Origin of the sequence: Nocardioides deserti (genome assembly GCF_014266025.1) — a bacterium.
In the GTDB taxonomy this organism is placed as follows: Bacteria; Actinomycetota; Actinomycetes; order Propionibacteriales; family Nocardioidaceae; genus Nocardioides; species Nocardioides deserti.
The window spans coordinates 370,741-396,933 of record NZ_JACMYC010000003.1 but is presented as its reverse complement, the minus strand read 5'-3'; the positions used below and the strand labels follow the sequence as shown (position 1 = coordinate 396,933).

General features: G+C 74.2%; 22 protein-coding genes. 9 read left to right on the top strand and 13 right to left on the bottom strand.

The window, feature by feature from the left end:
* Positions 1 to 4: 4 nt before the first annotated feature.
* From H7344_RS07420 to H7344_RS07400, 5 genes are all read right to left on the bottom strand, one after another.
* The gene (locus H7344_RS07420) at positions 5 to 1,915 is read right to left on the bottom strand and encodes a CocE/NonD family hydrolase (protein WP_186345370.1); all 1,911 of its coding nucleotides are present in this window, start codon (positions 1,913 to 1,915) and stop codon (positions 5 to 7) included.
* Positions 1,916 to 1,989: 74 nt separating this feature from the next.
* Positions 1,990 to 2,958, bottom strand: a complete 969-nt coding sequence (locus H7344_RS07415; RefSeq protein ID WP_186345369.1) for a hypothetical protein — start codon at positions 2,956 to 2,958, stop codon at positions 1,990 to 1,992.
* Positions 2,959 to 3,008: 50 nt separating this feature from the next.
* The gene (locus H7344_RS07410; protein WP_186345368.1) at positions 3,009 to 4,349 is read right to left on the bottom strand and encodes an HNH endonuclease; all 1,341 of its coding nucleotides are present in this window, start codon (positions 4,347 to 4,349) and stop codon (positions 3,009 to 3,011) included.
* A gap of 634 nt (positions 4,350 to 4,983) precedes the next feature.
* Positions 4,984 to 5,952 (bottom strand): GNAT family N-acetyltransferase, encoded by a 969-nt coding sequence (locus H7344_RS07405; RefSeq protein WP_186345367.1) that lies wholly within the window; start codon positions 5,950 to 5,952, stop codon positions 4,984 to 4,986.
* Positions 5,953 to 6,028: 76 nt separating this feature from the next.
* Entirely contained in the window at positions 6,029 to 6,772 is a 744-nt protein-coding gene (locus H7344_RS07400; protein ID WP_186345366.1) for a DinB family protein, read from the bottom strand.
* 32 nt (positions 6,773 to 6,804) lie between these two features.
* On the opposite strand from H7344_RS07400, the gene H7344_RS07395 reads away from it, so the two are divergent.
* The 5 genes from H7344_RS07395 (at position 6,805) to H7344_RS07375 (ending at position 15,252) form a co-directional block, all read left to right on the top strand.
* Positions 6,805 to 8,448 carry an ABC-F family ATP-binding cassette domain-containing protein gene (locus H7344_RS07395; RefSeq protein ID WP_186345365.1) on the top strand — a complete coding sequence of 548 codons (1,644 nt, stop codon included), beginning with the start codon at positions 6,805 to 6,807 and terminating at the stop codon, positions 8,446 to 8,448.
* Positions 8,449 to 8,486: 38 nt separating this feature from the next.
* Complete coding sequence (locus H7344_RS07390; RefSeq protein ID WP_186345364.1) at positions 8,487 to 9,461, top strand: MsnO8 family LLM class oxidoreductase; 975 nt, start codon at positions 8,487 to 8,489, stop codon at positions 9,459 to 9,461.
* An 81-nt stretch (positions 9,462 to 9,542) separates the two neighbouring features.
* On the top strand, positions 9,543 to 11,063 hold the full coding sequence (locus H7344_RS07385; RefSeq protein ID WP_186345363.1) for a DUF3375 domain-containing protein: 1,521 nt from the start codon (positions 9,543 to 9,545) through the stop codon (positions 11,061 to 11,063).
* Complete coding sequence (locus H7344_RS07380) at positions 11,060 to 11,782, top strand: DUF4194 domain-containing protein (RefSeq protein ID WP_186345362.1); 723 nt, start codon at positions 11,060 to 11,062, stop codon at positions 11,780 to 11,782. Before H7344_RS07385 ends, H7344_RS07380 begins: the two co-directional genes overlap by 4 nt.
* Entirely contained in the window at positions 11,779 to 15,252 is a 3,474-nt protein-coding gene (locus H7344_RS07375) for an ATP-binding protein (protein ID WP_186345361.1), read from the top strand. The genes H7344_RS07380 and H7344_RS07375 overlap by 4 nt, the downstream gene beginning before the upstream one ends.
* On the opposite strand, the gene H7344_RS07370 is transcribed toward H7344_RS07375, so the two are convergent.
* The 8 genes from H7344_RS07370 to H7344_RS07335 are packed head-to-tail and all read right to left on the bottom strand — an operon-like array spanning position 15,249 to position 22,168.
* Positions 15,249 to 16,076, bottom strand: a complete 828-nt coding sequence (locus H7344_RS07370; RefSeq protein WP_186345360.1) for a 2-keto-4-pentenoate hydratase — start codon at positions 16,074 to 16,076, stop codon at positions 15,249 to 15,251. The genes H7344_RS07375 and H7344_RS07370 overlap by 4 nt on opposite strands.
* 23 nt (positions 16,077 to 16,099) lie before the next feature.
* Positions 16,100 to 17,713, bottom strand: coding sequence for an AMP-binding protein (locus H7344_RS07365; protein ID WP_222130349.1), 1,614 nt, complete (start codon positions 17,711 to 17,713; stop codon positions 16,100 to 16,102).
* Positions 17,710 to 18,495 carry an SDR family NAD(P)-dependent oxidoreductase gene (locus tag H7344_RS07360; RefSeq protein ID WP_186345359.1) on the bottom strand — a complete coding sequence of 262 codons (786 nt, stop codon included), beginning with the start codon at positions 18,493 to 18,495 and terminating at the stop codon, positions 17,710 to 17,712. The genes H7344_RS07365 and H7344_RS07360 overlap by 4 nt, the downstream gene beginning before the upstream one ends.
* Entirely contained in the window at positions 18,492 to 18,995 is a 504-nt protein-coding gene (locus tag H7344_RS07355; protein ID WP_186345358.1) for a nuclear transport factor 2 family protein, read from the bottom strand. Before H7344_RS07355 ends, H7344_RS07360 begins: the two co-directional genes overlap by 4 nt.
* A complete protein-coding gene (locus tag H7344_RS07350; protein ID WP_186345357.1) occupies positions 18,992 to 19,855 on the bottom strand; it encodes a TIGR03619 family F420-dependent LLM class oxidoreductase in 864 nt (287 codons plus the stop codon). The genes H7344_RS07355 and H7344_RS07350 overlap by 4 nt, the downstream gene beginning before the upstream one ends.
* Positions 19,852 to 20,655 carry an SDR family NAD(P)-dependent oxidoreductase gene (locus tag H7344_RS07345; RefSeq protein ID WP_186345356.1) on the bottom strand — a complete coding sequence of 268 codons (804 nt, stop codon included), beginning with the start codon at positions 20,653 to 20,655 and terminating at the stop codon, positions 19,852 to 19,854. The genes H7344_RS07350 and H7344_RS07345 overlap by 4 nt, the downstream gene beginning before the upstream one ends.
* Positions 20,652 to 21,002, bottom strand: coding sequence for a hypothetical protein (locus tag H7344_RS07340; protein WP_222130348.1), 351 nt, complete (start codon positions 21,000 to 21,002; stop codon positions 20,652 to 20,654). Before H7344_RS07340 ends, H7344_RS07345 begins: the two co-directional genes overlap by 4 nt.
* Positions 21,002 to 22,168, bottom strand: coding sequence for a Rieske 2Fe-2S domain-containing protein (locus tag H7344_RS07335; protein WP_186345355.1), 1,167 nt, complete (start codon positions 22,166 to 22,168; stop codon positions 21,002 to 21,004). The genes H7344_RS07340 and H7344_RS07335 overlap by 1 nt, the downstream gene beginning before the upstream one ends.
* 234 nt (positions 22,169 to 22,402) lie before the next feature.
* Here H7344_RS07335 and H7344_RS07330 point away from each other — a divergent pair, with 234 nt between their 5' ends.
* The 4 genes from H7344_RS07330 (at position 22,403) to H7344_RS07315 (ending at position 26,179) form a co-directional block, all read left to right on the top strand.
* The gene (locus H7344_RS07330; RefSeq protein WP_186345354.1) at positions 22,403 to 23,218 is read left to right on the top strand and encodes an IclR family transcriptional regulator; all 816 of its coding nucleotides are present in this window, start codon (positions 22,403 to 22,405) and stop codon (positions 23,216 to 23,218) included.
* Complete coding sequence (locus H7344_RS07325) at positions 23,215 to 24,084, top strand: alpha/beta fold hydrolase (RefSeq protein ID WP_222130347.1); 870 nt, start codon at positions 23,215 to 23,217, stop codon at positions 24,082 to 24,084. Before H7344_RS07330 ends, H7344_RS07325 begins: the two co-directional genes overlap by 4 nt.
* A gap of 43 nt (positions 24,085 to 24,127) precedes the next feature.
* The gene (locus tag H7344_RS21110) at positions 24,128 to 25,312 is read left to right on the top strand and encodes an acyl-CoA dehydrogenase family protein (protein WP_186345353.1); all 1,185 of its coding nucleotides are present in this window, start codon (positions 24,128 to 24,130) and stop codon (positions 25,310 to 25,312) included.
* A gap of 231 nt (positions 25,313 to 25,543) precedes the next feature.
* On the top strand, positions 25,544 to 26,179 hold the full coding sequence (locus H7344_RS07315; protein ID WP_222130346.1) for a PaaI family thioesterase: 636 nt from the start codon (positions 25,544 to 25,546) through the stop codon (positions 26,177 to 26,179).
* Positions 26,180 to 26,193: the final 14 nt, after the last annotated feature.

Genomic DNA, 26,193 nt, shown 5'->3' with positions numbered 1-26,193 from the left:
GCGCTCACCGTCCCCCACGGGGGAAGAAGGGGATGGTCAGCCGGGAGGGGTGCTTCGCCGAGGTGTGCAGCGTGATCGGGCTGAGGCTGCCCGGCAGGTCGGGCAGCGCCGGCAGCAGGTGCGGGACGTCGAAGGCCTGGACGGCGATGCGGAGCCGGTGGCCCTTGCGGATCTTCGCGGCGGTCGGGAAGACCTCGACGTCCACCGGCACGACCTTGCCGGGCGCCGGTGAGCGGGAGGCGCGCGTGAACGGGTGGTAGGGCTGCAGGACCTCACCGTCGAGGTAGCGCGTGCGCTTCCTGTCCAGGGCGCGCTGGGCGATGAGCTGCCAGCCGCCGCTGAGCCGGGTGACCTTCCCGGACGGGGCGACGTCGGAGATCGAGACCGACAGCATCCCGCCGCCGGTCGGGGTGGAGGCGAAGAGCCGCGCGTTGACCGGGCCGGCGAACCGCACCGGCTTCCGCACCGGCGCGGTCTCGTAGACGATGCCGCTGCGGTCGTTGAGCGCGTTGTCCTGGAAGCACGGCAGGTCGGCGGCGAGCACGGCAGGGATGCCGGCGGTCCACTGGCTGGCCGAGCGGGTGCAGAGACCGGAGACCGGCACCGGCGGGACGACGGCGGTGCCCGGCTTCGCCGTACCCGTGGTCAGCACGCCCGGCCGCACCGCGGTGGTCGCGCCGCCGGAGAGCCGGTAGCTGCGGGCGGTCGCGTCCCGGTCGATCCACGTCCGCTGGGTGCGCCAGGCGCCCGAGCCGTTCTCGTAGACGTTGACCGGCGCGATCGCCCCGAGGCGGCTCTTCCGTGCGTCCCTGAGCCAGCGGTCGAACCAGCGCAGCTGGAGCTGCGACAGCGTCCCGTGGCCGACCTGGTCGATGTCGGTGCCCATCGAGCCCTCGAGGTGGTTCCAGGGGCCGACGACCAGCTTCGTGGGGACCCCGCGCCTCTGCAGCGCCTCGAACAGCAGCGGGGTGCCGCGCTGGAAGAGGTCCTGCTGGCCGCCGACGAGGAACGTCGGCACGTCGACGTCGTCGACGACCTCCAGCGGCGAGCGGGTCCGGTAGAACGGGCCGTCGTGCGCCGCGTCGCCGCCGAGGACGGCGTCGAGCAGCAGCGGCGCGGTGAAGGTCGCGGCGCCGAAGACGTGGGAGAGCAGCGCCTCCACGCCGGACGCCGGGTCGGTGGCCGTGACCGCGGGCGGGATGACGCCGGTGGTGGTCACGAGCCCCATCCACAGCGGGATGAACCCGACGTCGACCTGGCCGCCGGAGGCGACGACGTCGCGGTAGACGTCACCGGCCGGCACCTGCGGGAAGATCGCCTCGAGGCCCTTCGGCCTCAGCGCCGCGGTGAAGAGCTGGTTGATGCCCATGTACGACGGGCCGCGCATCCCCACCTTGCCGTTGCTCCACGGCCGGGCCCGCGACGCCGCCCACTCGACGACCTCCTTGCCGTCGAGCTGCTCGCGCTTCCCGAACGCGTCCCAGGTGCCCTCCGAGCTGCCGGTGCCGCGCGCGTCGACGGTCAGCAACGCGTAGCCGCGCCGCACGAGGTAGCCCGGCTCGTCCTCGCCGAGCGAGGAACCCATGACGCTCTTGTTGTAGGCGGTGATCGTCACGACCACCGGGAACCGGCCCCGCGCCGCCGTCCCGTCCTCGCGGGCGGGGAGCTCGAGGTCGCCGCGGAGCACCGTGCCGTCGGACATCGGGATCGCGAGGTCGGCCTCCTTCGCCGTGCCGGGGTACGTCGCCGGGCGGGCCTTCCAGCCGTCCGGCAGCGTGACCGCGCGCTCCGTCGGCGCGGTCGCCGGAGCGGTCGTCGGGTCAGCGGCTGTCGCGGGGCCGGCGGGTGCGACCAAGGCGGTCGCCGCCAGGAGGCCGGCGGCCAGGATGGTGCGGCGGAGGGCCAGGTGGCTCACGTGGGGGTCCTCGGGTCTCGGTGACGGCGGTCACCGGCTCAACGGACGACCGGAGCGGCGGTTACCCGCGGGACTCACGGCATCCGGTACGGCCCGCCGTGGCTGGTCGGCACCGACACGAGTCCCTTCGTCGAGCCGACCGCCCGGCACGTGCCGCGGCGGAGGGGGCAGGACCGCAAGGTGGTGCGCCCGCCGGACCGCGTCTCCACAAGCACGCGCCCGGCCGAGGCCCAGCCGAGGAAGTGGAACGCCCGCCCGCGGCCGGGGGTCGGCACGCGGCGTACGACCCGGCCGTCGGCCATCGCGCGGACCGTGCCGTCGTCGTGGACGACGTGGGTGCCGTCGGGGGAGATCGCGACCGGCACCGAGCGGGCTCGCCAGCGCGGGCTGCCCGGGTCGGCCAGGCTCGTGGGCCCGACCCGGCCAGGCCGCCCGCGGGTGCCGACGAAGACCGTGTCGTGCTCGAGGTCGACGAGGGCGGTCGGCCGCCGCAGCAGGCGGATGCGTCGGTCGGTCCGCTCGGCCAGCGCCCACAGGCCGGCCCGCCCGCCGACGTACACCTGCCCGTCGTCGGCGTCCATCACGTCGACGTAGAAGCGGTCGAAGGACGTGCGGAGCGTGACCTTCCTGTCGAGGCCGACCACGCGGATGTGGAACGAGTCGCCTTGGTCGATGCTGGCCGTCACCACCCGCCGGCCGTCGTCGGAGAGCGCCTCGGTGACGAAGAGGTCGGCCCCGTTGCGCCCCGCGACCCTGCGGACCGTCCCGTCGGGACGCACCAGGCGGAACGAGCCGCCCGACGCGACGACCCACCCGCGCCGGCTGGTGCCGAGGAGGACGGGGTGGCGCCCCGCCTCGCTCGGCAGGGGGACGACCTTCCCGCCCAGGAGGCGGAGGTCGGTGCCGACCAGGCTGACGGCGCGGGTCACTCGGCTCTGCTGCTGCTCGGGCGGTGGTGAGATCGAGTACACCGTCGCGGCGGGCAGGACGGTCGCGAGGGCCGCGGCCGCGGTGGCTCGGGACAGAAGCGTCAGGGTGCGCATGCCGGGTCCGATGCATCCGGGCGCCCGTTGGTTCGTTCGTCGTGCTGTCGTCAGGTCGCGAGGACGTAGTAGTCGATGTGGAGGGGTGGTGCGTCAACCTCGTGGATGGTGACGAGGGCGGGTGGTCGGGTGCGGTGTTGGTGGCCGGTGGGGGTGGTGGTCTCGATGGTGCCGGGGTCGTCGGGTGATGGTCGGGCGTGCCAGCCGGGTGCTTGTTTGGCGAGGTTGCAGGCTTCGCAGAGGCCTTGGCCGTTCTCGGCGGTGGTCTGGCCGCCGTCTGCCACGGCTTCGGCGTGGTCGGTGTGGCGGATGGGGGCGTCGCACCAGGGGGTGCGGCAGACCTGGTCACGGAGCCGGATGAACTTCGCGAGCCCGGCGGGGTAGGTGCGGGCTCGGGAGTCCATGGCGACCAGCTCGCCGGTGGTAGGGCTGGCGTAGAGCCGCCGCAGCCACAGCTCCTCGCCGGCGGCGAGGCTGTCGGTGAGGAGCTCGCGGCCGAGCTCGGCGGGGATCGAGCCGTACCCGTCGATGAGGGCGGGGTCCTCGGCGTGACCGAACACGGACCGGTCGGTCATCACCAGCCCGAGATCGACGCGGGCCCCGGTGGTGGCGTGGTGGCCGGCGAGGACGTGGTCGACGAGGGTGTCGGCCATGACCTGCCCCTTGGTGCGGGCCTCGCCCTCGGCGCGGGCGGTGCCGGCTGTCTTCGACAGTGCGGCGTAGCAGGCGACGCCGTCCTTCACCGGGAGCAGGGCGGTGAGGTAGACCATCGTGTCCGGCGCCGGCCGGATGGTCACGCAGCGGTCCTCCTCGGCCCTGCGACGGCGCTTGACGGCGGCGGTGGGGTCGAGGCGGGCGGCGTGGTTGCGGCAGAACGACGCGATGTCGCGGGCGGACATCGTGTCGAGGGTGTCGGGGTCGGCGGCGAGGAGGCGGTCGATCTCGAGGCGGTCCTCGACCTCCAGGCAGGCGGTCTCGCGGGCGGCGTGGGTGGCGCCGTGCTCGGTGACCTTGCCCTGGCGCCACGCGGCCCACAGGTGTGGCATCTCGGCCGGCACGACCTTCGCCAGGGCCAGGTGGCGCTGGCCTCGGTGGTGGGACTCCTTGCGGGCGAGCCCGACCTGGCCGGCGACCCCGCGGCCGCGGACCTCGACCGGCACGCCTGCCGCGGCCTGGGCGGCGCGTTGGGAGGCGTCGAGCTCACGCGCCAACGCGGCTTGGGCTGCGGTCGCGACCCGGACCAGGTCCTCGAGCGCGGTGATCGCGTCGACCCGTTCGGCGTCGTCGAGTCCGGAGCCGGTCTCGAGGGCGGCGGTGAGCTGCTCGCGGTAGGCGGTGATGTCCGGCGCGCGAAGAACTCGCGTCCCGGGTTTTCTACTCCACTCGAACATGTATTCGATTGTACTCTGGTGAGGCGTCGATTGGAAGGGTCGATCCACAGTCGTGGGGCTTGCTCAGGAGCCTGACCGAACGCGTGCACACGCACCAGCCGCCTCCCCTCGCAGTCCTGCCGTACCTCCGCGCCAAGCACTCGCGGTGCTGCTCGTCGTGCGCCGCTCAGCCGTCGAGGCCGCCAACGACCCGGACAGGTCCACAGCCTGCTCATCGCTGTCCCGAACCGCTACGGGCCGCGTTTCGTGGGCTGAGCGCCGGCAAGGTCATCGAGGATGCCGCCGAGCTCTGTGCACGCTCCGCTCACGACCCGGGACTGTGCCCACGATCGCCGCGCTGCCCGCTGGATCCAGACCCTGAACGAGGAGGCCGCGGCCGCGACAGGCGATTGCCGTGATCCCGAGAATCGGGCGTCCCGACCTGCTCGACCAGCTCGGCGTTGGACCCACCCCGCACGCATTCACTCCGACGCAGCGTTCGCGATGCTCGCCGGTGTCGCTCTGATTCAAGCCACCGGCCAAGGCCCGGTTGAGCTGTCAGCCGTCACCACTTGACGCGACTCAGGAGCGTCGCGCGCCAGCGCGCACTCAAGATCAACCGGTGCCGGGCCGCGCTGCTCGACCAGCGCCTGGGTCAGGGGCGGGGTGGGACGAGGAGGCCGAGGACGTCGTCGAGGACGTCGGTGGTGAGGTCGAGGACGTCGCGGACGGCGCCGGTGACGGGGGTGGCGGCGTTGCCGGTGGCGCCGTCGAGGACCTCGACCACCTCGTCGACCACGGGGTCGAGCAGGCCGGAGGTGGGGCCGGGGGCCTGGCGCGGCGGATCGGTGGGCGCGGGGGTCGGCGACGGCGCGACAGGCCCGGTCGGGGCGGGAGTCGGTCCGGAACCGGGGCCGGCGGTGCCAGGAGCGGGAGCAACAGTGGTGGGCGCCGGCGTGAGCACGACGCCGGGCACCGGGACGGCAGCCGTGGGCTCGGCGGAGGGCGAGGCGGGGGAGGGCGTCGGGTCACGGTCGGCCCGGACCTGGGAGCCGGAGGAGGCGTCGCGGTCGCGGCCGAGGAACGGCACGACGTCGGCGAGCGGCCCGGTGCCGACCTGGACGGCGAGCACGGCGACGAGGCCGGCCGCGACGATCGCGACGGCGCCGACGGGCTCCGTCACCCGCTGGCGCCAGGTGGTCGGTGCGGGCCCCACGCGCACCAGCTCCGGCTCGGTCTCCGCCTCGACCACGACGGGCGCGGGAGCGGGGGCCTCGGCCAGTGCGACGCGGGCCGAGGCGAGGAGCCGTGCCTCGAGGTCGGTCCGCCGGTACGCCGGGTGGACGAGCAGCCGCCCGGGGCCGGAGGCGGCGGAGATGGCGACGTACCCGACGACCGACCGCACGCCGTCCGCGTCGAGGACCGCGACGCCCTGCCAGTCGGTGGGGGTCCGCTGCAGCCACTGGGCGGCGCGCAACGACCCGGAGGCGACCTCGGGCGCGACCGAGGGGTCCTCGGCGACGACCGCCTCGAGCAGGCGGGCGACGAGCCCGCGGTCGGCTGGGCGCGCGCGTTCGACCCGCGGCTCGGGCCGCGGGCGCTCGGCTGGTGCTCGGTCGTCCATGTCGCTCCATGATGGCTGCGGACGGCGGTTCCTGACGGCAGGACAACGAGACGAGGGGGCGTGAGGTGCGCCTCGACTAGTCCGGCTGGAGCGTGGCGAGGTCGCGGACGGCGTACCGGTGGTGCTCCCACTCCTCGTGGAGGACGACGTGCAGGCAGTGCAGCGTCGACACGGTGGTGGCGGGGTCCCAGGGGTGGCGGCACGGCACGTTGAGCCGCTCGGGGGTGAGGTCGGCGAGGAAGTCACGGACCATCGCGACCCGCTCGGCCCGCGCCCGCAGCACCTCGCCCCAGGAGGGCGTGCGGGTGGCGAAGACAGAGGTGTCGTGGCCGTCGGTGGCGTACTCCGCGTTCGGCACGCCCAGCGGGTGGGTCGCCTCCTGCAGCGACAGCCCGAGCACCCCGCGGCCGAGCCAGGTGTCGGTGGCCATGACCAGGTGGCGCAGCGTCTGCGCGAAGGACCACTCGCCGTCGACCTCCACGTCGACGCTCCCGCGCGGCAGTGCCTCGGCCCGCGCGACGGTGGCGGTCCAGGTCCGCTCGACCGCGTCCCACGCCGAGCGGAGCCCCTCGGGCGTCGTGGCGCGGCGCTCGGAGCGTCCGGGGAAGCGCCGGTCCAGCTCGGCCTCGACGAGCGGCGCGACGTCGACGCCGTTGACGAGCAGCGAGCCGCCGTCCTCCGAGAGCCACGGCGCGTCGACGTCCATGCCCTGCACGTCCACGCCTCGCAGGACCGCCCCGGAGAGGTCGGCGCGGACGAAGCGGGCGCCGCGCAGGTCGGCGTCGACGAACGAGGCGGGGGCCTGCTCCTGGCCGGTCACGGGTCGAGCGTGCCACGGCCTACGCTCCTCCGGTGAGCGCCACCCTCGTCGCCAAGGACCTGACCGGCGGGCACGGGCACCGCGTGCTGTTCGAGGGGCTCGACCTGACCGTCGCGCCCGGGGACGTGGTCGGCGTCGTGGGGGCGAACGGCGCCGGCAAGTCGACGCTGCTGCGCCTGCTGGCCGGGGCGGACGCGCCGATGGGCGGGACGGTGAGCACGGCGCCGAGCGACGCGTTCGTCGGCTGGCTGCCGCAGGAGCACGAGCGGGTGCCGGGCGAGACGGTGGCGGCGTACGTCGCCCGCCGCACCGGCGCCGCCGCCGCAACCGCGGCCATGGAGGAGACGGCCGCGTCGCTCGGGAGCGGCGAGCCGGGCGCGGACGACGCGTACGCCGTGGCGTTCGACCACTGGATGGCGAGCGGTGCCGCCGACCTCGACGACCGGCTCGGCCCGGTCCTCGCCGACCTCGCGCCCGAGGTGGGCCCGGACGCGCTGATGACCTCGCTCTCCGGCGGCCAGGCGGCCCGGGTGGCGCTGGCCGCGCTGCTGCTCAGCCGGTTCGACGTCGTGCTGCTCGACGAGCCCACCAACGACCTGGACCTCGACGGGCTGGCCCGGTTGGAGTCCTTCGTGCAGGGGCTGCGGGCCGGGGTCGTGCTGGTCTCCCACGACCGGGAGTTCCTCGCCCGCTGCGTCACGCGGATCGTCGAGCTCGACCTCGCGCAGCACCAGGTGACGGTCTACGACGGCGGCTACGACGCGTTCCTGGAGGAGCGGGCGGTGCAGCGGCGGCACGCGCGCGAGGCCTACGAGCAGTACGCCGACACGAAGGCCGACCTGGTCAGCCGGGCGCGCACGCAGCGCGAGTGGAGCTCCCAGGGCGTCCGGAACGCGATGCGCAAGAGCCCCGACAACGACAAGATCCGCCGCAAGGCTGCCACCGAGTCCTCGGAGAAGCAGGCGCAGAAGGTGCGCCAGATGGAGTCGCGGATCGCCCGGCTGGAGGAGGTCGAGGAGCCGCGCAAGGAGTGGGTGCTCCAGTTCGACATCGCCGCCGCACCCCGCTCCAGCTCGGTCGTGGCGGTGCTCAACGAGGCGACCCGCGAGCTCGGCGACTTCCGGCTCGGTCCGGTCTCGCTCCAGGTCGACGCCGGGGAGCGGATCGGCATCACCGGCCCGAACGGCGCGGGCAAGACGACCCTGCTGGACCTGCTGCTCGGCCGCACCGCGCCCGACAGCGGGTCGGCCTCGCTCGGGGCCTCGGTCGCGGTCGGCGTCATCGACCAGGCCCGCACCGGCCTGGACGAGGAGCGACCGCTGGGTGCGGCGTTCGAGGCCGTCGTGCCGGAGCTGACGCAGGCGGAGGTGCGCACGCTGCTGGCGAAGTTCGGGCTCAAGGCCGACCAGGTCGGGAGCCTCGTCGGCCGGCTCTCCCCGGGCGAGCGCACCCGTGCGGCGATGGCGCTGCTCCAGGCCCGCGGCGTCAACCTGCTGGTCCTCGACGAGCCCACCAACCACCTCGACCTGCCCGCGATCGAGCAGCTCGAGCAGGCGCTGGAGTCGTACGACGGCGCGCTGCTGCTCGTCTCCCACGACCGGCGCCTGCTGGCGAACGTCCGACTCGACCAGCGCTGGGAGGTCGCCGCGGGGCAGGTGCTGGTCCGGGGAGCCTGACAGGGAAGCCTCACCCCGCCGGGAGCGTTGGACCGGGCATGAGGTTCTCGCTGCTCGACCGCTCGCGCACGCGCACCGGCCCGGACGTGACCGAGGGCGACGCGTTGGGCCACTCGGTCGAGCGGGCGGTGGCGGCGGAGCGGCTCGGCTACGGGCGGTTCTGGGGCGCCGAGCACCACGGCGTGCCGGGGGTGGCGTCCGGGGCGCCGGCGGTGCTGCTCGCGGCGGTCGGCGCGGCCACCTCGACGATCCGGATCGGGTCGGGCGGGGTGATGCTGCCCAACCACCAGCCGTTCGTGGTGGCAGAGCAGTTCCGGATGCTCGCCGCGCTGCACCCCGGCCGCGTCGACCTCGGCGTCGGCCGCTCGGTCGGGTTCACCGCGCCGGTGCGGAAGGCGCTGCGCCGCGGTACGGAGGAGCCGGACACGTTCGCCGAGGACGTCGCGGAGCTGCGCAGCTACCTCGACGACACCGGCGCGGTCACCGCGCGCCCCGCCGGGGTCGGGCCCGTCCCGGTCTCGGTGCTCGCGACCGGCCGCGGGCTCGAGGTCGCCGCGCGGCTCGGGCTGCCGGTGGTGGTCGGCGGGCCGGTGCTGGCCGAGCCCGACGCCGGCGAGCGGCTGGCGGCGTACCGCCGTTCGTTCGTGCCGCACCGCGGCAGCACGCCCCACCTGACCGTCTCCCTCGACGTGCTCGTCGCCGACACCGACGCCGAGGCGCGCGAGCTCGCGCTGCCGGAGGTGTGGGCGATGGTCCGCTCGCGGCGCACCGGCGTCTTCGGCCCGCTCGAGCCGGTCGCCGACATCCGCGCGCAGGACTGGGACGCCCAGGACACCACCCGCGTCGAGCGCGGTCTGGACGCCGTCGTGGCCGGCGACCCGCAGACGGTACGCCGCCGGTTCGACGAGCTCGTGGCGCGCACCGGCGCCGACGAGCTGCTGGTCAGCGGCTCGACCCACGACCGGGACGCGCTCGCGGCCTCCGACGCCGAGGTGGCCGCGCTCCTGCGCTGACCTCGTCCGGCCGACCCGCATTTCGGCCGCCGCGCCCCGCCCTGGGATGATCGGCGGCTGCTGGGGCGTCGAGGGGGTCGGATGAGCGGGATCGCGAGCGAGCTCGCGGGGGTCCGGCGCGCCTTCGCGCAGCCGACCCTGACGCTGCTGCACCAGCGGCAGGCGCCGGTGGTCATCACGATCTTCCGCGCGGCGTTCGGCCGCAACAACGTGCCGATCCCGACCGCCCGGCTGCACACGCAGGTCGAGGAGCACCTGGCCCAGGCCCGCGCGGCCGGCGAGACCGACCTGCCGGCCGGCAGCGGCCGCGAGGTCTGCCAGCGCTGGATGCGCGGGCAGTGGCTGGTGCGCTCGCTCGACGACGACGGTCGCGAGGTCTACACGCTGACCTCGCACGCGCAGCAGGCGCTCGAGCTGGTCAAGAACCTCGCCCGCGACCGCGCCACGCTCAGTGAGCACCGGATCGCGACGATCCTCGGCACGGTCCGGCGCTTCAACGCCGAGGCCAACCCCGACCGCTCGGCGCGGGTCGGCATCCTCAACGCCGAGATCGCCCGGCTCCAGGCCGAGCGCGACCGACTCGTCGATGGCGGCGACCTCGAGGGCGCGACCGAGGACTACATGCTCGAGGGGTTCACCGAGCTGCTCTCGCTGGTCTCCGCGCTGCCCAGCGACTTCGCGCGGGTGGAGGAGCGGTTCGCGACGATCCGCGGCGAGATCCTCGCGGCGTTCCGCGCCGAGGACCGACCCGCCGGGCAGGTCATCGACGACTACCTCGCCCGCGCGGACGCGCTGATGACGGCCACCCAGGAGGGGCGCGCCTTCGAGGGCGCGTTCGCGCTGCTGCGCGACGACGGCCTGGTCACCCAGCTGCGCGAGGACCTCACCGCGCTGCTGGAGCACCCGCTCTCCGACGGGCTGGTCAGCGACGCCGAGCGGGCCGAGCTGCGGGGGACCGTGCGGCTGGTGCGCGACGGGCTCGACCGGGTCCTGGTGCAGCGCTCGCGGGTCACCGCCACGCTCAAGGACTACATCGTCTCCCGCGACGCCGCCCGCGACCGGGAGCTGGAGCAGGTGCTGCGGCAGGTCGAGTCGGAGCTGATGACCTGGATGGCGACCACCGGACCGCGCGCGACGCACGGCGTACCCCTCCTCCCCGCGCGCGCCGACGTCGGCCACCTCCGCGAGCGGTTCCACGACCCCGCCGACGACGTGCTGCCCGACCGGATCGAGGTCGCCGACCCCGACGACGCACCGCCGCTGTCGCTCTCCGAGCTGGTCGCCCAGGGCGGGCCGCGGCTGGTCGAGCTGCGCGACCGGGTGGACGCCGCGCTGTCCTCGTTGCTCCCGCCCGCGACGCTCGGCGAGCTCTTCGACGGCCTCGACGCCGACCTGCGCCGCCCGGTCGAGGTGTTCGGCCTGCTGCACCTCGCCGCCGACCGGGGCTGGACCGGCGAGGACGACGTCACCGAGGACTTCGCCGCCGTCCGGCCCGACGGCAGCGGCCGCACCTTCGCCGTGCCGCGCACGCCGCTGCCCGACCCCGACCGACCCACCGACGCCAGCACCGACGCCAGCACCGGAAGCGAGACCCGCCCATGAGCCTCGACCTCGACACGGTCACCGACGAGCCGGTCCCGGTCTCGGTCTCGCTCTGGGAGGGCGACGAGGGCGGGCTCGAGCAGGCGCAGCGCCAGGCGCTGGTGACCCTGGTCAAGCAGCGGTTCGTCAGCGCGCGCACCCACCCGCGCGACTGGCAGGTGCTGGTCGAGCACGAGCGGGTGCTGCGCTCGCGGCTCAACGACCTCTTCCTCGACCTCGCGATCGACCGCGACCGCGAGGTCGCCTGGAAGCGCCAGGCCGTGTCCGAGACCGGCAGCCGCTTCCCGACGCTGTTGTACGACGCAGCGTGGTCGCGCGAGGAGACGATCCTCCTCGTGCACCTCCGCGACCGCCTGCGCGCCGGCGCGGCCGCGGGGGAGACGCGGGTCTTCGTCGACCGCGAGGACCTGCTCGAGCACGTCGCCGGCTTCCGTCCGCCGCACGCCACCGATGAGTCCGGCGACGAGAAGCGCGCCCGCAACGCCGTCACCGGCCTGGTCAAGGCTGGCCTGCTGATCACCGGCGAGCACGAGGACCGGTTCGAGGTGAGCGAGGCCGTCGAGCCGCTGCTGCCGCTCGAGCTGCTGCACGAGCTGCTGGAGTCGCTGCGCCGCGCCAACGCCGAGCCGCAGGCCGCCGACGAGGGCGACGAGACCGACGAGCCGCTCGACGCCGGGACGGGCGAGGCGCTGTTCGAGGAGCCGGAGGACCAGGCATGAGCGTCGACGAGATCGAGCAGCTCGAGGACGACCGCTCCGAGGGGCTCTTCGACCGGAAGGTCGTGGAGACGCCGTCCGACGACGGCATGCAGTGGCGCGCGGCGCTCATGCAGCTGGTCAACTGGGGCGGCTTCGGCGGCCTGACGACGATCCCGTTGCGGGGCGACGCGACGATGATCTCCGGCGCGTCCGGCGTCGGGAAGAGCACCGTGCTCGACGCCTACACCGCGCTGATGATGCCGTCGGACACCAAGTTCAACGGTGCGTCCAACGACGCGGTCGCCGGCCGGGCGCGGGGCGTCGGGCAGCGCAACCTGCTGTCGTACCTCCGCGGCGCCGTCGACGTCGTCGACGACCCCCGCACCGGCAAGCCGGTCGAGCGGCTGCTGCGCGGGCAGGGCGTCGACACGTGGGGTGCGGTGGCGATGACGTTCGTCAACGACCAGGGCGGGCGCTTCACCGCGCTGCGCACCTACTACGTCCCGCGCCGCGCCACCCGTTCGGCCGATGTGCAGATGCAGCTCGCGACCCACGAGGGCGCGCTTCCGCTCGGGACGCTCGAGGTGGCGGTCGGCGAGCGGTTCCACGCGACCACGCTCAAGAAGCTGTTCCCGGGCATCCGGGTGCACCGCACCTACGCCGAGTTCGCCGCGGTCCTGCACGCCCGGCTCGGCATCGGCGCGAACGGCGACGGCGCCAAGGCGCTGCGCCTGCTGGCGCGGATCCAGGCCGGCAACCAGGTCCGCAGCGTCGACGAGCTCTACAAGGAGATGGTGCTCGAGCGGCCCTCGACGTACGCCGCCGCCGACCGCGCCGTCGAGCACTTCGACGACCTCGAGCGGGCCTACGCGGCGATGCGCACCGAGGAGGAGAAGCTCGCGCTGCTCGAGCCGATCACCGGGCTGCACGAGCGCGGGACCGCCGCGGCCGAGCGGCTCGCGGCCCTGGACGCGTACGGCGTCACGCTGCCCGGCGACACCCCGCTGCGGCTGTGGCTGCTGCGCACGCACCTGCGGCTGATCGAGGCGGCCGTCGCGGACAACCGCGACGCCCGCGCCACCACCGCCGACGCGCTCGCCTCGGCGATCTCGGCCGAGCAGACCCTGCTCGGTGACCTGGAGGCCGCCAAGGAGCAGCACCGCGCCGCCGGCGGCTCGACCGTGCAGTCGCTGGGGCTCGCGCTCCAGCAGGAGGAGGTCGTCCGCGAGGACCGCCTCGCGCGGCGCACTGCCCTCCAGGAGCGGCTGCTCCCGCTCGTCGCGGCCACCGCTGCCGAGGGCGACGACACCGCCGAGCTGGACCTCGACGGCGCGCTGATGTCGGCGGAGGCGTTCGCCGTGCTTCAGCAGCACGCGCGGCAGTGGCTCTCCGGGTGCCGCTCGGCGCTGGAGACCATCAAGCGCGACCGCGACGGCACCCGCGACCGGCGCTACCCGCTGCAGCAGCGGCAGGGCGAGCTGCGCCGCGAGCGCGCCTCGCTGGAGAGCCGCGCCGGCCGTGTCCCGGCCGGCATGCACGAGATGCGTGCCGAGGTGGCGCGCGCCAGCGGGCTGTCGCCCGACGAGCTGCCCTACGTCGCCGAGCTGGTCGACGTCGCACCCGAGGAGTCCCGCTGGCGCACCGCGGTGGAGACCGTGCTCGGCGGCAGCGCGCGGTTGATGCTCGTGCCACTCGACCGGCTGGAGCACTTCTCGGCCGCGATCGACGGGCTGCGGCTGCGCGGCCGGCTGACCTTCGAGGGCGTCGAGCTCGACCTGCCCGACCTCGGGCCGGCCGACCCCGAGCGGGTCGCGGGCAAGCTGCTGCACCAGGACTCCCGGTTCTCCGGGTGGGTGCAGGCGCACGTCGCCCACCCCTCGCGCAACGCGCTGTGCGTCGAGGACGCCGCCGGGCTCGCCGGCGACGGCCTCCGCGTCACGGCGACCGGCCAGACCCGCAACGGCCGCCGCGGCACGCACGGCCGCAACGACGCCCGCAGCATCATCGGCTTCTCCAACGCCGACGCGATCGCCGAGATCGACGCCGAGCTGGCCTCGGTCGAGGAGCAGCTGCTGGCGCTCGACGCCGAGGTGGCGACCCTCGACCACCGCGCGGCCGTCCTCGAGCAGCGCCGCACGGCGTACGACGCCGTCGCGGGCGCGCGCTTCGACGACCTCGACGTCTCCGCCAGCGAGCGGCGCTCCGCCGAGCTCGAGCAGCGCCGGCAGGACGTGCTGGGCGCCGACGACAAGCTGCAGGTGCTCCAGGCGCAGGTCGAGGAGCTCGCGGAGCGGCTGGAGGCGACGCGGCGGGAGCGGTTCGCGCTGGAGCAGCAGGCCCGGTCACTGACCGAGGCGCACGGCGCGCTCGTCGACGACGAGGACGCGGTCAAGGACCGGCTCGAGGCTGTCGAGGCCGCCGGCGACGTGGTCCTGACGCCGGAGCAGGACGCAGCGCTCGCCGAGGAGCTCGCCGCCGCTGCCGCACCGGCCGACCCGGAGGACCTCGCCCGCTTCCCCGAGTCCTCGCACCGGCTCGCCGAGGGCCTGCGCGCCGCCGTCGCGGACGCCGAGGCCGAGACCCGCCGGGTCGCCGAGGAGCTGGCCGCGATCTTCCGGCTCTACCAGGCGCGCTGGGAGTCGCCGAACCTCGGCACCACCGCCGCGTCGTACGCCGACTACGCCGCGATCCTCGAGGAGGTCCGCGGCACCGGGCTGGCCGAGCGGCGCTCGGAGTGGCGGCGTCGGCTGACCGAGTGGAGCGGGCAGGACCTGGTGCCGCTCGTTGGCGCGATGGCCGCGTCGATCGAGGAGATCGAGGACCGGCTCGAGCCGATCAACGCGATCCTGCGGCGGCTGGAGTTCGGCGCGACCCGCGACCGGTTGCGGATCCGGCTGCGACGGCTCTCGCCCGCGCACGTGCAGGTCTTCATGAGGGACCTCCGCGAGCTCGCCGCCGGCACGAGCGGCGACCTGGACGAGGCGGCCCTGGAGGAGCGGTTCACCCGGCTGAGCCGGTTCATGACCCAGCTGCGCCCGGCCGCTCCCGGCGCGGACGGTGTCGTCACCTCCGACCGCGACCGGCTGCTCGACGTACGCCGTCACGTCGAGGTCAGCGCCGAGCGCTACGACCACCTCACCGGGGAGCTGAGGGCGACGTACCGCACCCTCGGCGAGAAGAGCGGGGGCGAGACCCAGGAGCTCGTGGCGTTCATCGTCGGCTCGGCGCTGCGGTTCCGGCTCGGCGACGAGCTGCGGTCACGGCCTCGCTTCGCGCCGGTCTTCCTCGACGAGGGGTTCGTCAAGGCCGACTCGGAGTTCGCCGGTCGCGCCGTCCAGGCGTGGCGGGGTCTCGGCTTCCAGCTGGTCGTCGGCGTCCCGCTCGACAAGGTCACCGGCCTCGAGCCGCACATGGACGAGCTGCTCGCGATCACCAAGAACAGCGCCACCCACCAGGCCTGGATCACGCCGATCCGGGACGCGGGCGCCTAGCCGGAGAACCGCGCGGTGACCGAGCCGAGGCCGGAGATCTCGGCGACGACGGTGGCGCCGGGGTGCACGTCCCGCATCGGGCCGAGGGCGCCGGAGAGGACGACCTGGCCGGCGCGGAGCGGCTCCCCGTACGCCCGGGCGGCGCGGGCGAGCCAGGCCAGCGCGTTGAGCGGGTCGCCGAGGCAGGCGGCGCCGGTGCCGGTGGAGACCTCCTCGCCGTCGATGGTCATCCGCATGGTGACGTCGACCGGCTCGACCTCGTCGAGGGTGCGGCGCTCGGTGCCGAGGACGTAGAGGCCGCTGGAGGCGTTGTCGGCGACGGTGTCGCCGAAGGAGATGTCCCAGCCGGCGATCCTGCTGTCGACGATCTCGAGCGCGGCGACGGCGTGGTCGACGGCGCCGCGCACCTGCGCGGCGCCGAGGGGACCCTCGTCGAGGTCGGCGCCGAGCACGAACGCGACCTCCGCCTCCGCCTTGGGCTGGAGCAGCCGCGACATCGGCACCTCGTCGGCGCCGGAGAGGTCCATGTCGTCGAAGAGCCAGCCGAAGTCCGGCTGGTCGACGCCGAGCTGCTGCTGCACCGCGAGCGAGGTCGCCCCGATCTTGCGCCCGACGACGGTGGCGCCCGCGGCGCGGCGGGCGGCGACGAGGTGGGACTGGACGGCGTATGCCGCGGCGAGGTCGTTCGAGCCGATCAGGTCGCGGACCGGCGCGCACGGGCGGACCTCGCGGGTCGCCTCTACCAGGCGGTCGGCCGCCTCGCGGATCGCGGTCTCGGGGACGTCCGTGCGGCCGACGTTGTCAGGGGAGTAGGGGTCGCTCACGGGGACCAGCGTGTCGTCCGGCGTCAGGAACGCAAACGGCCGGTCTCGCTGGTCGGTACGCCGTAGCGGTAGGACCGCCCCTCGCGGACCAGCACGCCGTCGAGGCCGGTGTCGATCCTGCGCTTGACGACCTTGCTCGTGGCGGTGCGGGGAAGCGCGTCGACCAGGCGGAGGTAGCGCGGCACCCACGTGGTGCCGAGGTCGGGCTGCGCGGCCAGGAAGTCGGCGAAGGCGTCGGCGTCGAACACCGCCCCCGGCTCGAGCTCGGCCACCGCCAGGATGGCGTCGCCCACCGCCTCGTCGGGCACGGCCAGCACGGCGACGTTCGAGAACGACGGGAAGCGGGCCAGCAGCCGCTCGACGGGCGCGGTCGCGACGTTCTCGCCGTCAACGCGGAGCCAGTCGCCGGAGCGTCCGGCGAAGTAGAAGAAGCCGTCGGCGTCGCGGTAGGCCAGGTCACCGGACCAGACCCACCCGTGCCGCAGCCGTCGGGCGTTGGCCTCGGGGTTGTCCCAGTAGCCCTCGAACAGCGCGGCGCCGGTCTTGTTGACGATCTCGCCGACCGCCTCGTCGGCGTTGAGCAGCACCCCGGCGTCGTCGAACCGTGCCGGCGGGCACTCCTCGAGCGTCTCGGGGTCGACCACGACAGTCCCCTCGGGCGCGCGGCCGAGCGAGCCGGGCGGGGTGTCGGGGGTGCGCATCACCCGGATCTCGCCCTCGCTCGACCCGAACGAGTCGACGACCTGGCAGCCGAAGCGGCGGGAGAACTCCGCGATGTCGCGCTCGGAGGCCTCGTTGCCGAAGGCGATCCGCAGCGGGTTGTCCGCGTCGTCGGGCCGCTCGGGCGTGGCCAGGACGTAGTGCAGCGGCTTGCCGACGTAGTTGAAGAACGTCACGCCGTGCCGCCGCACGTCCGGCAGCCAGCCCGATGCCGAGAACCGCCGTCGCAGCACGACCGTCCCGCCCGTGCGCACCGCCGGCGCGATGCCGGCCATGATCGCGTTGGAGTGGAACATCGGCATCACGACGTAGAACACGTCGTCGCCCGTCAGGGCACGTCGCTCGGCCTGCTGCGCCGCGATCCGCGCGAGCCGGCCCTGGGTGCAGATGACCGCCTTCGGGGCCGAGGTGGTGCCAGAGGTGAAGACGAGGGAGTACGCCGTGCCGGCCGCGACGCCGTCGGCCCGCGCGAGGTCCAACGGCGCCGCTGCGGCGAGCCGGCCGGCGAGGGCGGGGTCGTCGACGTGCAGGGTGCGCTCCGGCGGGACGCCGGTGGCGAGCCCGTCGATGAGCGGGCGGCGACTGTCGTCGACGACGAGCGCCTGGCAGCGGGTGAAGGTGACGTCGCGCTCGAGCTCGGGCCCGCGTCGGGTGGGGTTGATCCCGACGACCGTCGCGCCGGCGAGCGCGGCGGCGCACCACCAGAAGAGGTGCTCGGCGGTGTTCTCCATCGCCAGGCCGACGTGCCAGGGGCCGTCGACCCGGAGCTCGTCGAGCACGCCGGCGCGGACGCGCGCCTCGTCGACGACCTCGCGCCAGGTCCAGGAGCACTCCTCGAACCACAGCGCCGTCGCGTCGTCCTCGGCGCGGTCGGCGACGAGGCGGGCGAACGTCAGGTCGGGCGCCGGCTCGGTCACGGCAGGTCAGGCTGCCACGCGACCCCGTTGATGTGCGCCCCACCGTCCACGAACAGCGTGTTGCCGGTCAGGTAGCGGCAGTCATCGCCGGCGAGGAAGACCGCGACCGGTGCGATGTCGGCCAGCGGGTCGCCGATCCGGCCCATCGGGTTGCCGGCGTCGGCGGCGGCCTCGAGCTCGGGGTGCTCGGCCATCGCCCGGCGGAAGGCGGAGCTCTTCGCGCCGGGGCACATCGCGTTGACGACGACGCCGGTGGGCGCCCACTCGCGGGCCGCGGTGCGCGTGAGGGTGCGCAGCGCCTCCTTGGCGGTGTTGTACTCCATGCTGCCGATGTGCGCGTTGACGCCGTTGAGGCTGCACATGTTCACGACGCGACCCCAGCCGCGGCTCTTCATGTGCGGGAACGCCGCCTGCATCGCCCAGAGCGGGCCGCGGAAGCCGACCGCGAAGGCCCGGTCGACCGTGTCGTCGGTCTTGTCCTCGACACGGCTGTAGGGGATGTGGCCCCAGGCGTTGTTGACCAGCACGTCGATGGAGCCGTAGGTGCTGACGGCGGCGTCGACCATCGCGTGGACCTGGGCCTTGTCGCTGACGTCGGTGCGCACGTAGAGACCGTCGACCTCTGCCGCGACGGCCCGGCCGTGCTGCTCCGACAGCTCGGCGACCACGACGCGGGCGCCCTCGGCCACGTACGCCCGGGCCACCGCCGCGCCGATGCCGTCGCCGGCACCGGTCACCACCGCGACCCGCCCCGCGAGCCGTCCCTGCCGCCGGCCGCTCACGGGCGCTCGCCGCGGGCACCGGCCCCGAGGAGCGCCGGGGACTCCGGACGGCCGTCGAGGACGCGACTGGTGCGGGTCGTGACGCGCCAGCCCGCCGGCGTACGCCGCAGCTGGAAGTGGTTGGCGGTGGCCCGGCGGACGCGGAAGCCCTGCTCGCCGTGGACGACCATGAGCGAGTGGCACACCGCGACGGCCTCGTCGCCGTCGACGGTCACGCGCGCGGGCCCGAGGACGTGGGCGCAGCCGCGCTCGATCCACTTCTGGTGGCCCGACGAGGTCACCATCGCACGGATCGCGTCACCGCCGTCGAGGAAGGCCTCGTCGACGTCGTACACCCCGTCCTCGGTCCAGAGCGCGGCGACGTCCTCCGCCGCGCCGGCGTCGACGAGCGGGCCGTACCCGGCCACCAGGTGGGTGATCTCCCGCTCGTCCTCGAGCGCCTGCAGGCGACGCTCGAGCGCCGCGAGCCGGTCGGTCGTCGTGTCCGCGTCGGTGCTCATCCGATCTCCTCGCCGACGGCGGCCAGCGCCGCCAGCTGCTCGCAGTAGTGGTCCGCCGAGGTCGCGTGGACCGCGGTGCTGATCATCGTGGCGCCCGCGTCGAGCACCCGCCGCAGGCGCGTGGCCGTGGCGTCGCGGTCGCCGAGCACGTCGACCGGGCGACCGGGGGAGAGGACGACCTCGAAGCCCTCCGGGAGCTCGGCGTTCGCCAGCATCTCGGTGAGGGCCGACAGTCCCAGCCCGAACGGCACCCAGCCGTCGCCCAGGGCCAGTGCTCGGCGCAGCGAGCGCGGCGTACGCCCGCCGATCCACAGCGGCACCCGGTCCTGGACGGCGTGCGGCTCGACGACGACGTCGTCGAAGGAGTAGTGGGTGCCGGCGTAGCTGGGCGTGCGCCGGCCCAGGGAGGCGCGCAGCGCGGCGAGCGCGTCGTCCGCGATCGCGCCGCGACCCTCGAAGGTCGCGCCGAGCAGCGCGAACTCCTCCTCCAGCGACCCGACGCCGAGACCCAGCACGACCCGGCCGCCGCTGACGACGTCGAGGGTGCCGTAGCGCTTCGCGATCTCCAGCGGGTGGTGGTAGCCGAGCACCAGCACCTGGGTGGCCAGCCGGATCCGCTCGGTGCGGGCGGCGAGGTAGCCGAGGGTGGCGAGCGGGTCCCAGTACGTCGCGCCGCGCTCGGCCGCGACGGCCCTCGGCACCGCGACGTGCTCGCTGCAGGTGAGGTGGTCGAAGCCGAGCCCGTCCGCGACGGTCGCGATGCGGGCCAGCCCCTCGATGCCGGCCTCGGCCTCCCAGGGCTGGTGGGCGCCGGGGTTGGCGGTGACGACGGGGCTGACCAGGCCGATCCGGAGGCTCACGCGGGCTTCGAGGCCGGCGGGAGCATCCGCTTGGAGGCCTCGTGCGCGCCGAGCACGAGCCGCGCGCGGTCGGTGCGGCTGCGGACCTCGACGGCCTTCTCGTTGCCCTCCGCCACCTGCACCGGGCCGTCGCCGAGCGAGGCCAGCGCCTGGCGGGCCACGTCGTCGGGCTCGGAGACGTGCAGGCCGGGGATGTCCATCGCCAGGCCGGCGCGGGCCATCGCGGGGGTGCGGGTGACGCCGAGGACGAACTCGAGCACGTCGACGTCGTGCTCCCGCATCTCCAGCCAGAGGCCCTCGGCGAAGACGCGGCAGAAGGCCTTCACCGCGGCGTACACCGAGATCTGGGCGGAGCCCATGAAGCCGGCCAGCGAGCCGACGAGCAGCAGACCGCCGCGGCGGCGCTGCTTCATCGGCTCGCCGAAGTGGCGCACCAGCGCGAGCTGGGCGGTGATGTTGAGGTCGATGACCTGCTGGAACCGCTCGAGGTCGCCGGTCACGAACTCGTGGCCGTAGGTGTTGGCGCCGGCGTTGTAGACCAGCAGGCCGACCTCGAGGTCGTCGGTGACCGCCGCGATCCGCTCCATCGCGTCGCCGTCGGTGAGGTCGACGGCCAGGGTGCGGACCTCGGCGCCGAGCGCGCGGGCCGCCTCGGCGGTCTCCTCCAGCGGGCCGGGCTTGCGGGCGAGCAGCACCAGGTTCAGCCCCGCCTCGGCGAGCTGGGTGGCGAAGGACGCACCGACGCCCTCCGAGCCGCCGGCGATGACGGCCCAGGGGCCGTGGCGGTCGACGTCGATCATGCGTGGATCACCTCGTGGTCGGGGCCGTCAGGATGGGGGCTGGCGGGGTGCGGGTGCTCGGGGTTGGTGGGCAGCGGCGCGCCGTCCTGCACGGTGAGGTCGCCGCGGACGGCCGCCTCCCGGATGCTGGCCCGCAGCGCCTCGCAGCCGGCGAACGCCGCGCCGTTGGGCCCCGAGCGCGGGCTGCTCGCCCGCCGCTCGAGGCAGCGCTCGACGGCGTCGGCGTGCCACTGGACGGTGGTCTGCTCCCAGCTGCTCTTGCGCGCCTCGACCCGGGCCCCGCACGTCGTGCAGGACACGGGCGTCATCGGCCCGTCGGCGAGCCGGTTGTCCGGGCGGACCGACATCAGGCCGGCTGCCCGCTGGTGGCGTCGCTGGTCACGTCCCGGCGGGCGAGGTTCTCCTCCACCTCGCGGCGCCACGCCTCGTTCGGGCGGGTCGTGTCGATCTCGAACTCGAACCGCTCGGTCATCTCCGGCGTCACGTCCGCGACGTCGACGTAGAACTGCTCGTACCAGCGGCGCAGCTGGTAGACCGGCCCGTCCTCCTCGCACAGCAGCGGGTTGTCGATGCGGGCCTTGGACTTCCAGATGGCGACGTCCTGCTCGAAGCCGAGCCGGATGAAGTTGCCCATCTTCTCGGCCATCTTCGTCGCCGCCGCGTCGTCGAGACCGGGCAGCTTCTTGACCGTGACGCCGTACTGCAGGACGAAGGTGTCGGCGTCGACCGGGTAGTGGCAGTTGATGAGCACGGCCGGGACGTCGAAGTCGTCGTAGTGGTAGACGAGGTCGTCGATCATGAACGAGGGCCCGTGGTAGCTGGCCACCGACGTCTGCGCCTTGACGGCCGGCGGGCGGCCCTCCTTCGGCGGGGGCAGGATGTCCTCGCGGCTCTCGCCGTTCATGAACTGCGTGGCGGTGTGGCCCTCGAAGACGTTCTTGAAGTACGTCGGGAACGAGTAGTGCACGTAGAAGAAGTGCGCCATGTCCACGACGTTGTCGACGATCTCGCGGCAGTTCGCACCCTGGATGGTCGTGGTGTACCAGACCCAGTCGGTGAACTCGGGGTCGTCGTAGGCCTCGATGCGGGGGATCGTCACGTCGGCCGGCGGCGGGTTGCCCTCGGGGTCGTTCCAGACGAAGAGCATCCCGTCCTGCACCAGCGTCGGCCAGGCCTGGGTGCGGGCGCGCAGGGGCACGCGACGGGCGTACGGGATCTGCTTGCAGCGGCCGTCGCCGCCCCAGCGCCAGTCGTGGAAGGGGCAGGCGACCTCGTCGCCCTTGACCTGGCCCTGGGACAGGTCGCCGCCCATGTGGCGGCAGTAGGAGTCGAGCACCTTGATGTCGCCGGCGCGGTCGGCGAAGACGACGAGCTTGCCGCCGAAGGCCTCGATGCCGTGCGGCTCGCCGTCGCGGAAGTCGCGCTCGAGGCCGAGGCAGTGCCAGCCCCGCGCGTACCGCGTCGGTGCGGCCTCCGCCTCGATGTGGCGGACCTCGTCCGGGGCGGCGCTCATCTGTCCTCCAGCTGGTGCTTCGGCGGGTGTGGTGACGGTCGGTCGAGTGTGGGTCGGCGGCGGCTCCGGCGTGGGTCGCCGGTCCCACTGACCGGAAGGGCGGAATCCGTTCGGCAAAAACTAGAACGAATTCTGGTTCTGGGCTTCCGTCGGGCGCTGGGAGGACTACTGTGACGCCCGTCGCTGTACCTAGAATGAATTTCAGTTCTGCCCAGGTCTACCCCGAGGAGAGCCATGTCGATCGCCCGCGCCGAAGCCCCCGAGCGCCGAGAGCTGCCGCCCTCGATGGTCGAGCGGATGACGCTGATCCTCGACGCGTTCCCGTGCCGGACGGCGCGGCTGACGCTGGAGGACGTCGCCCGGATCACCCACCTGCCGCGGTCGACCGCGCACCGGATCCTCGACCAGCTGCTGAAGCTGCAGTGGCTCGAGCACTCCGCCGCCGGCTACAGCCTCGGTCAGCGCGCACTCCAGCTCGGCGGCGCCACGGACGACACCTCCGAGCTGCGCGCGGCGGCCGCCACCCACCTGCACTCGCTGATGATCCGGACCGGCCTGACCGTCCACCTCGCGGTGCTCGACGAGGGTCGGGTGCGCTACCTGGACAAGATCGGTGCGCGCATCGCGACGGCCGTGCCCTCGCGGGTCGGCGGCTACGCGCCGGCGCACTGCACCGCCCTGGGCCGCGCGATGCTGGCCTACCTGCCGGCCGAGGACGTCGACGAGCGGGTGGGCGCCGACATGCGGGCGATGACCGGCCGCACGGTGGCGCAGGTGGAGGCCCTCCACCACGAGCTCACCCGGGTCCGCGCCCGCCACGGGCTGGCCTTCGAGCGCGGCGAGTGCTTCGACGAGGTCGCCTGCGTCGCGGCCTGCATCCGCGGACCCGAGGGTCCGGTCGCCGCGATCTCGCTCGTCGGCGACGCCTCGACGCCGCTCGAGCGGGTCGCGCCGCTCGTCCTCGACGCCGCGCGCCGCGTGGGCGCCGAGCTCTTCCCCGACTTCCAGCCCGGGCGCGGCTCCCGCCGGTTGCGGACCGTGACCGCGTGATCATCGCCGAGGTGAGCAGTGCCGACGTGCGGGAGCTGCCGACCGACCAGGGGGTGCTGCGCTACCACGAGGCCGGCGACCCGGCCGCGCGACCGCTGCTGATGCTCCACGGCTCCGGCCCGGGCGTGACCGGCTGGCGCAACTTCGGCGAGAATCTCCCGACCTTCGCCCCGCACTTCCGCTGCCTGGTCCTCGAGCTGCCCGGCTTCGGCGTCAGCGACCCCACCGACCAGCACCCGATGGCCGCCGCGCTGCCCGCGGTGGGCCGGTTCCTCGACGGGCTCGGCCTCGAGCAGGTCGACGTCGTCGGCAACTCGATGGGCGGTCTGGTCGGCACCCGATTCGCCGTCGCCGAGCCCGAGCGCGTACGCCGCCTGGTCACCGTCGGCGGGATCGGTCGCAACATCTTCAGCCCGGCCCCCGGGGAGGGGCTCAACCTGCTCATGGAGTTCACCGAGTCGCCCAGCCGCGAACGGCTCGTCGCGTGGCTGCACTCGATGGTCTTCGACCGCTCGATCGTCACCGAGCAGATGGTCGAGGAGCGCTGGGCCCAGGCGACCGAGCCGAGCACCCTCGAGGCAGCACGCCGGATGTACAGCCGGGCCGCGCTCGAGGGCATGACCCGCGCGGCCGAGCGGTCCCCGGAGCCGCCGTACTGGGCGATGCTGCACCGCGTCCGCGCGCGCACCCTGCTCACGTGGGGCCGCGACGACCGGGTCAGCCCGCTCGACATGGCGCTGGTGCCGATGCGGACCATCCCCGACGCCGAGCTGCACGTCCTGCCCAACTGCGGCCACTGGGCGATGATCGAGCAGCAGGCGGCCTGGGAGGCCGTCGTGCTCGCGTTCCTCGCCCGCGCCGACTGAACCCGCGGCCAACCCGCCTCTCCCACCGCCTCCAGGAGGAACCGTGCCCCACCCCGTGCTCGACGCCGTCGAGGAGCGCGCCGAGGAGATCGCCGCGCTCGCCGAGACCAACGAGAAGCTCGGCCGGCTCGACGACGCGGCGGCGAAGCTGCTGCGCGACACCGGCGTCATGCGGATGCTGCAGCCCGCGACGTACGGCGGCATGGAGGCGCACCCGCGCGACTTCGCCGAGACCGTCATGCGGATCGCGTCGATCGACGGCTCCACCGGCTGGGTGGCCGGCATCGTCGGGGTCCACCCCTGGGAGATGGCGATGTGTGACCCCGAGGTGCAGCAGGCCGTGTGGGGCGAGGACCAGGACACCTGGATCGCCTCGCCGTACGCCCCGATGGGGATCCTGCGTCCCGTCGACGGCGGCTACGTCTTCAACGGCCGCTGGCAGTTCTCCTCCGGCACCGACCACTGCGACTGGATCTTCCTCGGCGCGTTCCTCGGCGACGCCGACGGCAACCGGGTGATGCCGCCGCGCAACTACCACGTGATCCTGCCGCGGTCGGACTACGAGATCGTCGAGGACAGCTGGGACGTCGTCGGGCTGCGGGGGACCGGGTCGAAGGACATCGTCGTCCGCGACGCGTTCATCCCCGCCAACCGGGTCATGGACTTCATGGGCTTCCTCGACGGCTCGCACCCGCGGAACGCCGGGCTGACCAGCCCGACCTACCACATCCCGTTCACCACGGCGTTCCCGATGGGGATCACCAGCGCCGTCATCGGCATCGCCGAGGGCGCCCTCGCCGCCCACCTGGCCTACCAGCGCACGCGCGTGCAGGTGACCGGCACCAAGGCCACCGACGACCCGTACGTCCTGTCGACCATCGGCGCCGCCGCCGAGGAGATCAAGGCCTCGCGGACCGCCATGCTCGACAACGTCTCGCGGTTCTACGACGCCGCCGAGGCCGGCCGCGAGATCACCTTCGCCGAACGTGCCGCCTCCCGCCGCACCCAGGTCGCGGCCGCCTGGCGCGCCGTCCGCGCCATGGACGAGGTCATCGCCCGCTCCGGCGGCAACGGCCTGCGGATGGACAACCCCATCCAGCGGTTCTGGCGCGACGGCCACATGGGTCTCGCCCACGCCATCCACGTCCCCGGCCCCGTCAACCACGTCGGTGCCCTCACCGACATCGGCGTCACCCCGCCCCCCGGCCCGCTCCTCTCGATGATCTGACCGAGCCGGCCGGCCGTGAGGTTCATCGGCTACCCGATGAACCTCACGGTCCACCGATGAAGCTTCGTCGGGGGACCGTCAGGTTCGTCGGCGCCCCGATGAAGCTGACGGCCGCCCGCCCCGCAGGGACCACCGGTTGAATTGGCGCGGTCCGAGTGGGCGGGACGGGGCGGCGCGGAAGACACCAAGGGCCCTAGCCTGCGAGCGCCGTACGTCGACAGGAGCGTAACCGTGACCGAGCGACCCACCCTGACCGCGACGCCCAGCAACGCGGGGGTGGACGCCGCCGTGGCAGCCGCCCGGCGGGTGATGGCGGCGCTGCTCCACGCCGGCGGGCAGTCGGCGGCGGAGATGGCCGAGGTGGCGGAGCGGCTGACGGAGGTCGCGGAGCACCTGGAGCTGCACGCGCCGACCCGCGAGCAACGGCTGGTCGACATGTGGGCGGGCGAGGGCGTGACCCGGCACGACCCGGTGACCGGACCCGAGAACGCGGTGGCGCCGCCGCTGGCGCTGGGCGGGCTGCCGGACGGGTCGATCGAGGGGCGGGTGACGCTCGGCCTGCCGTACCAGGGTCCGCCCGGCTGCGTGCACGGTGGCGTCTCGGCCCTGCTGCTGGACCACACCCTCGGCGTCGCGAACCACTGGGCGGGGGTGTCAGGGATGACGGGCACGCTGACGCTGCGGTACCACCGGCCGACGCCGCTGTTCGAGGAGCTCGTGGTCCGGGCGCGGCAGGTGTCGGTCGACGGCCGCAAGATCCGCACGACCGGCGAGATCGTCGCGGGCGGCGAGGTGTGCGTGTCCGCGGAGGGGCTGTTCATCGACAAGCACCTGCCCCGGCCGGGCCGCGGCGCCGCCCGGGATTGAGTCACGCGTCTCAC

Bases quoted from the DNA above. Each gene is read 5' to 3' on its own strand.
- H7344_RS07415 (WP_186345369.1), bottom strand. From the start codon at position 2,958: ATGCGCACCCTGACGCTTCTGTCCCGAGCCACCGCGGCCGCGGCCCTC.
- H7344_RS07410 (WP_186345368.1), bottom strand. From the start codon at position 4,349: ATGTTCGAGTGGAGTAGAAAACCCGGGACGCGAGTTCTTCGCGCGCCG.
- H7344_RS07405 (WP_186345367.1), bottom strand. From the start codon at position 5,952: ATGGACGACCGAGCACCAGCCGAGCGCCCGCGGCCCGAGCCGCGGGTC.
- H7344_RS07390 (WP_186345364.1), top strand. From the start codon at position 8,487: ATGAGGTTCTCGCTGCTCGACCGCTCGCGCACGCGCACCGGCCCGGAC.
- H7344_RS07385 (WP_186345363.1), top strand. From the start codon at position 9,543: ATGAGCGGGATCGCGAGCGAGCTCGCGGGGGTCCGGCGCGCCTTCGCG.
- H7344_RS07380 (WP_186345362.1), top strand. From the start codon at position 11,060: ATGAGCCTCGACCTCGACACGGTCACCGACGAGCCGGTCCCGGTCTCG.
- H7344_RS07375 (WP_186345361.1), top strand. From the start codon at position 11,779: ATGAGCGTCGACGAGATCGAGCAGCTCGAGGACGACCGCTCCGAGGGG.
- H7344_RS07355 (WP_186345358.1), bottom strand. From the start codon at position 18,995: ATGAGCACCGACGCGGACACGACGACCGACCGGCTCGCGGCGCTCGAG.
- H7344_RS07345 (WP_186345356.1), bottom strand. From the start codon at position 20,655: ATGATCGACGTCGACCGCCACGGCCCCTGGGCCGTCATCGCCGGCGGC.
- H7344_RS07340 (WP_222130348.1), bottom strand. From the start codon at position 21,002: ATGTCGGTCCGCCCGGACAACCGGCTCGCCGACGGGCCGATGACGCCC.
- H7344_RS07335 (WP_186345355.1), bottom strand. From the start codon at position 22,168: ATGAGCGCCGCCCCGGACGAGGTCCGCCACATCGAGGCGGAGGCCGCA.
- H7344_RS07330 (WP_186345354.1), top strand. From the start codon at position 22,403: ATGTCGATCGCCCGCGCCGAAGCCCCCGAGCGCCGAGAGCTGCCGCCC.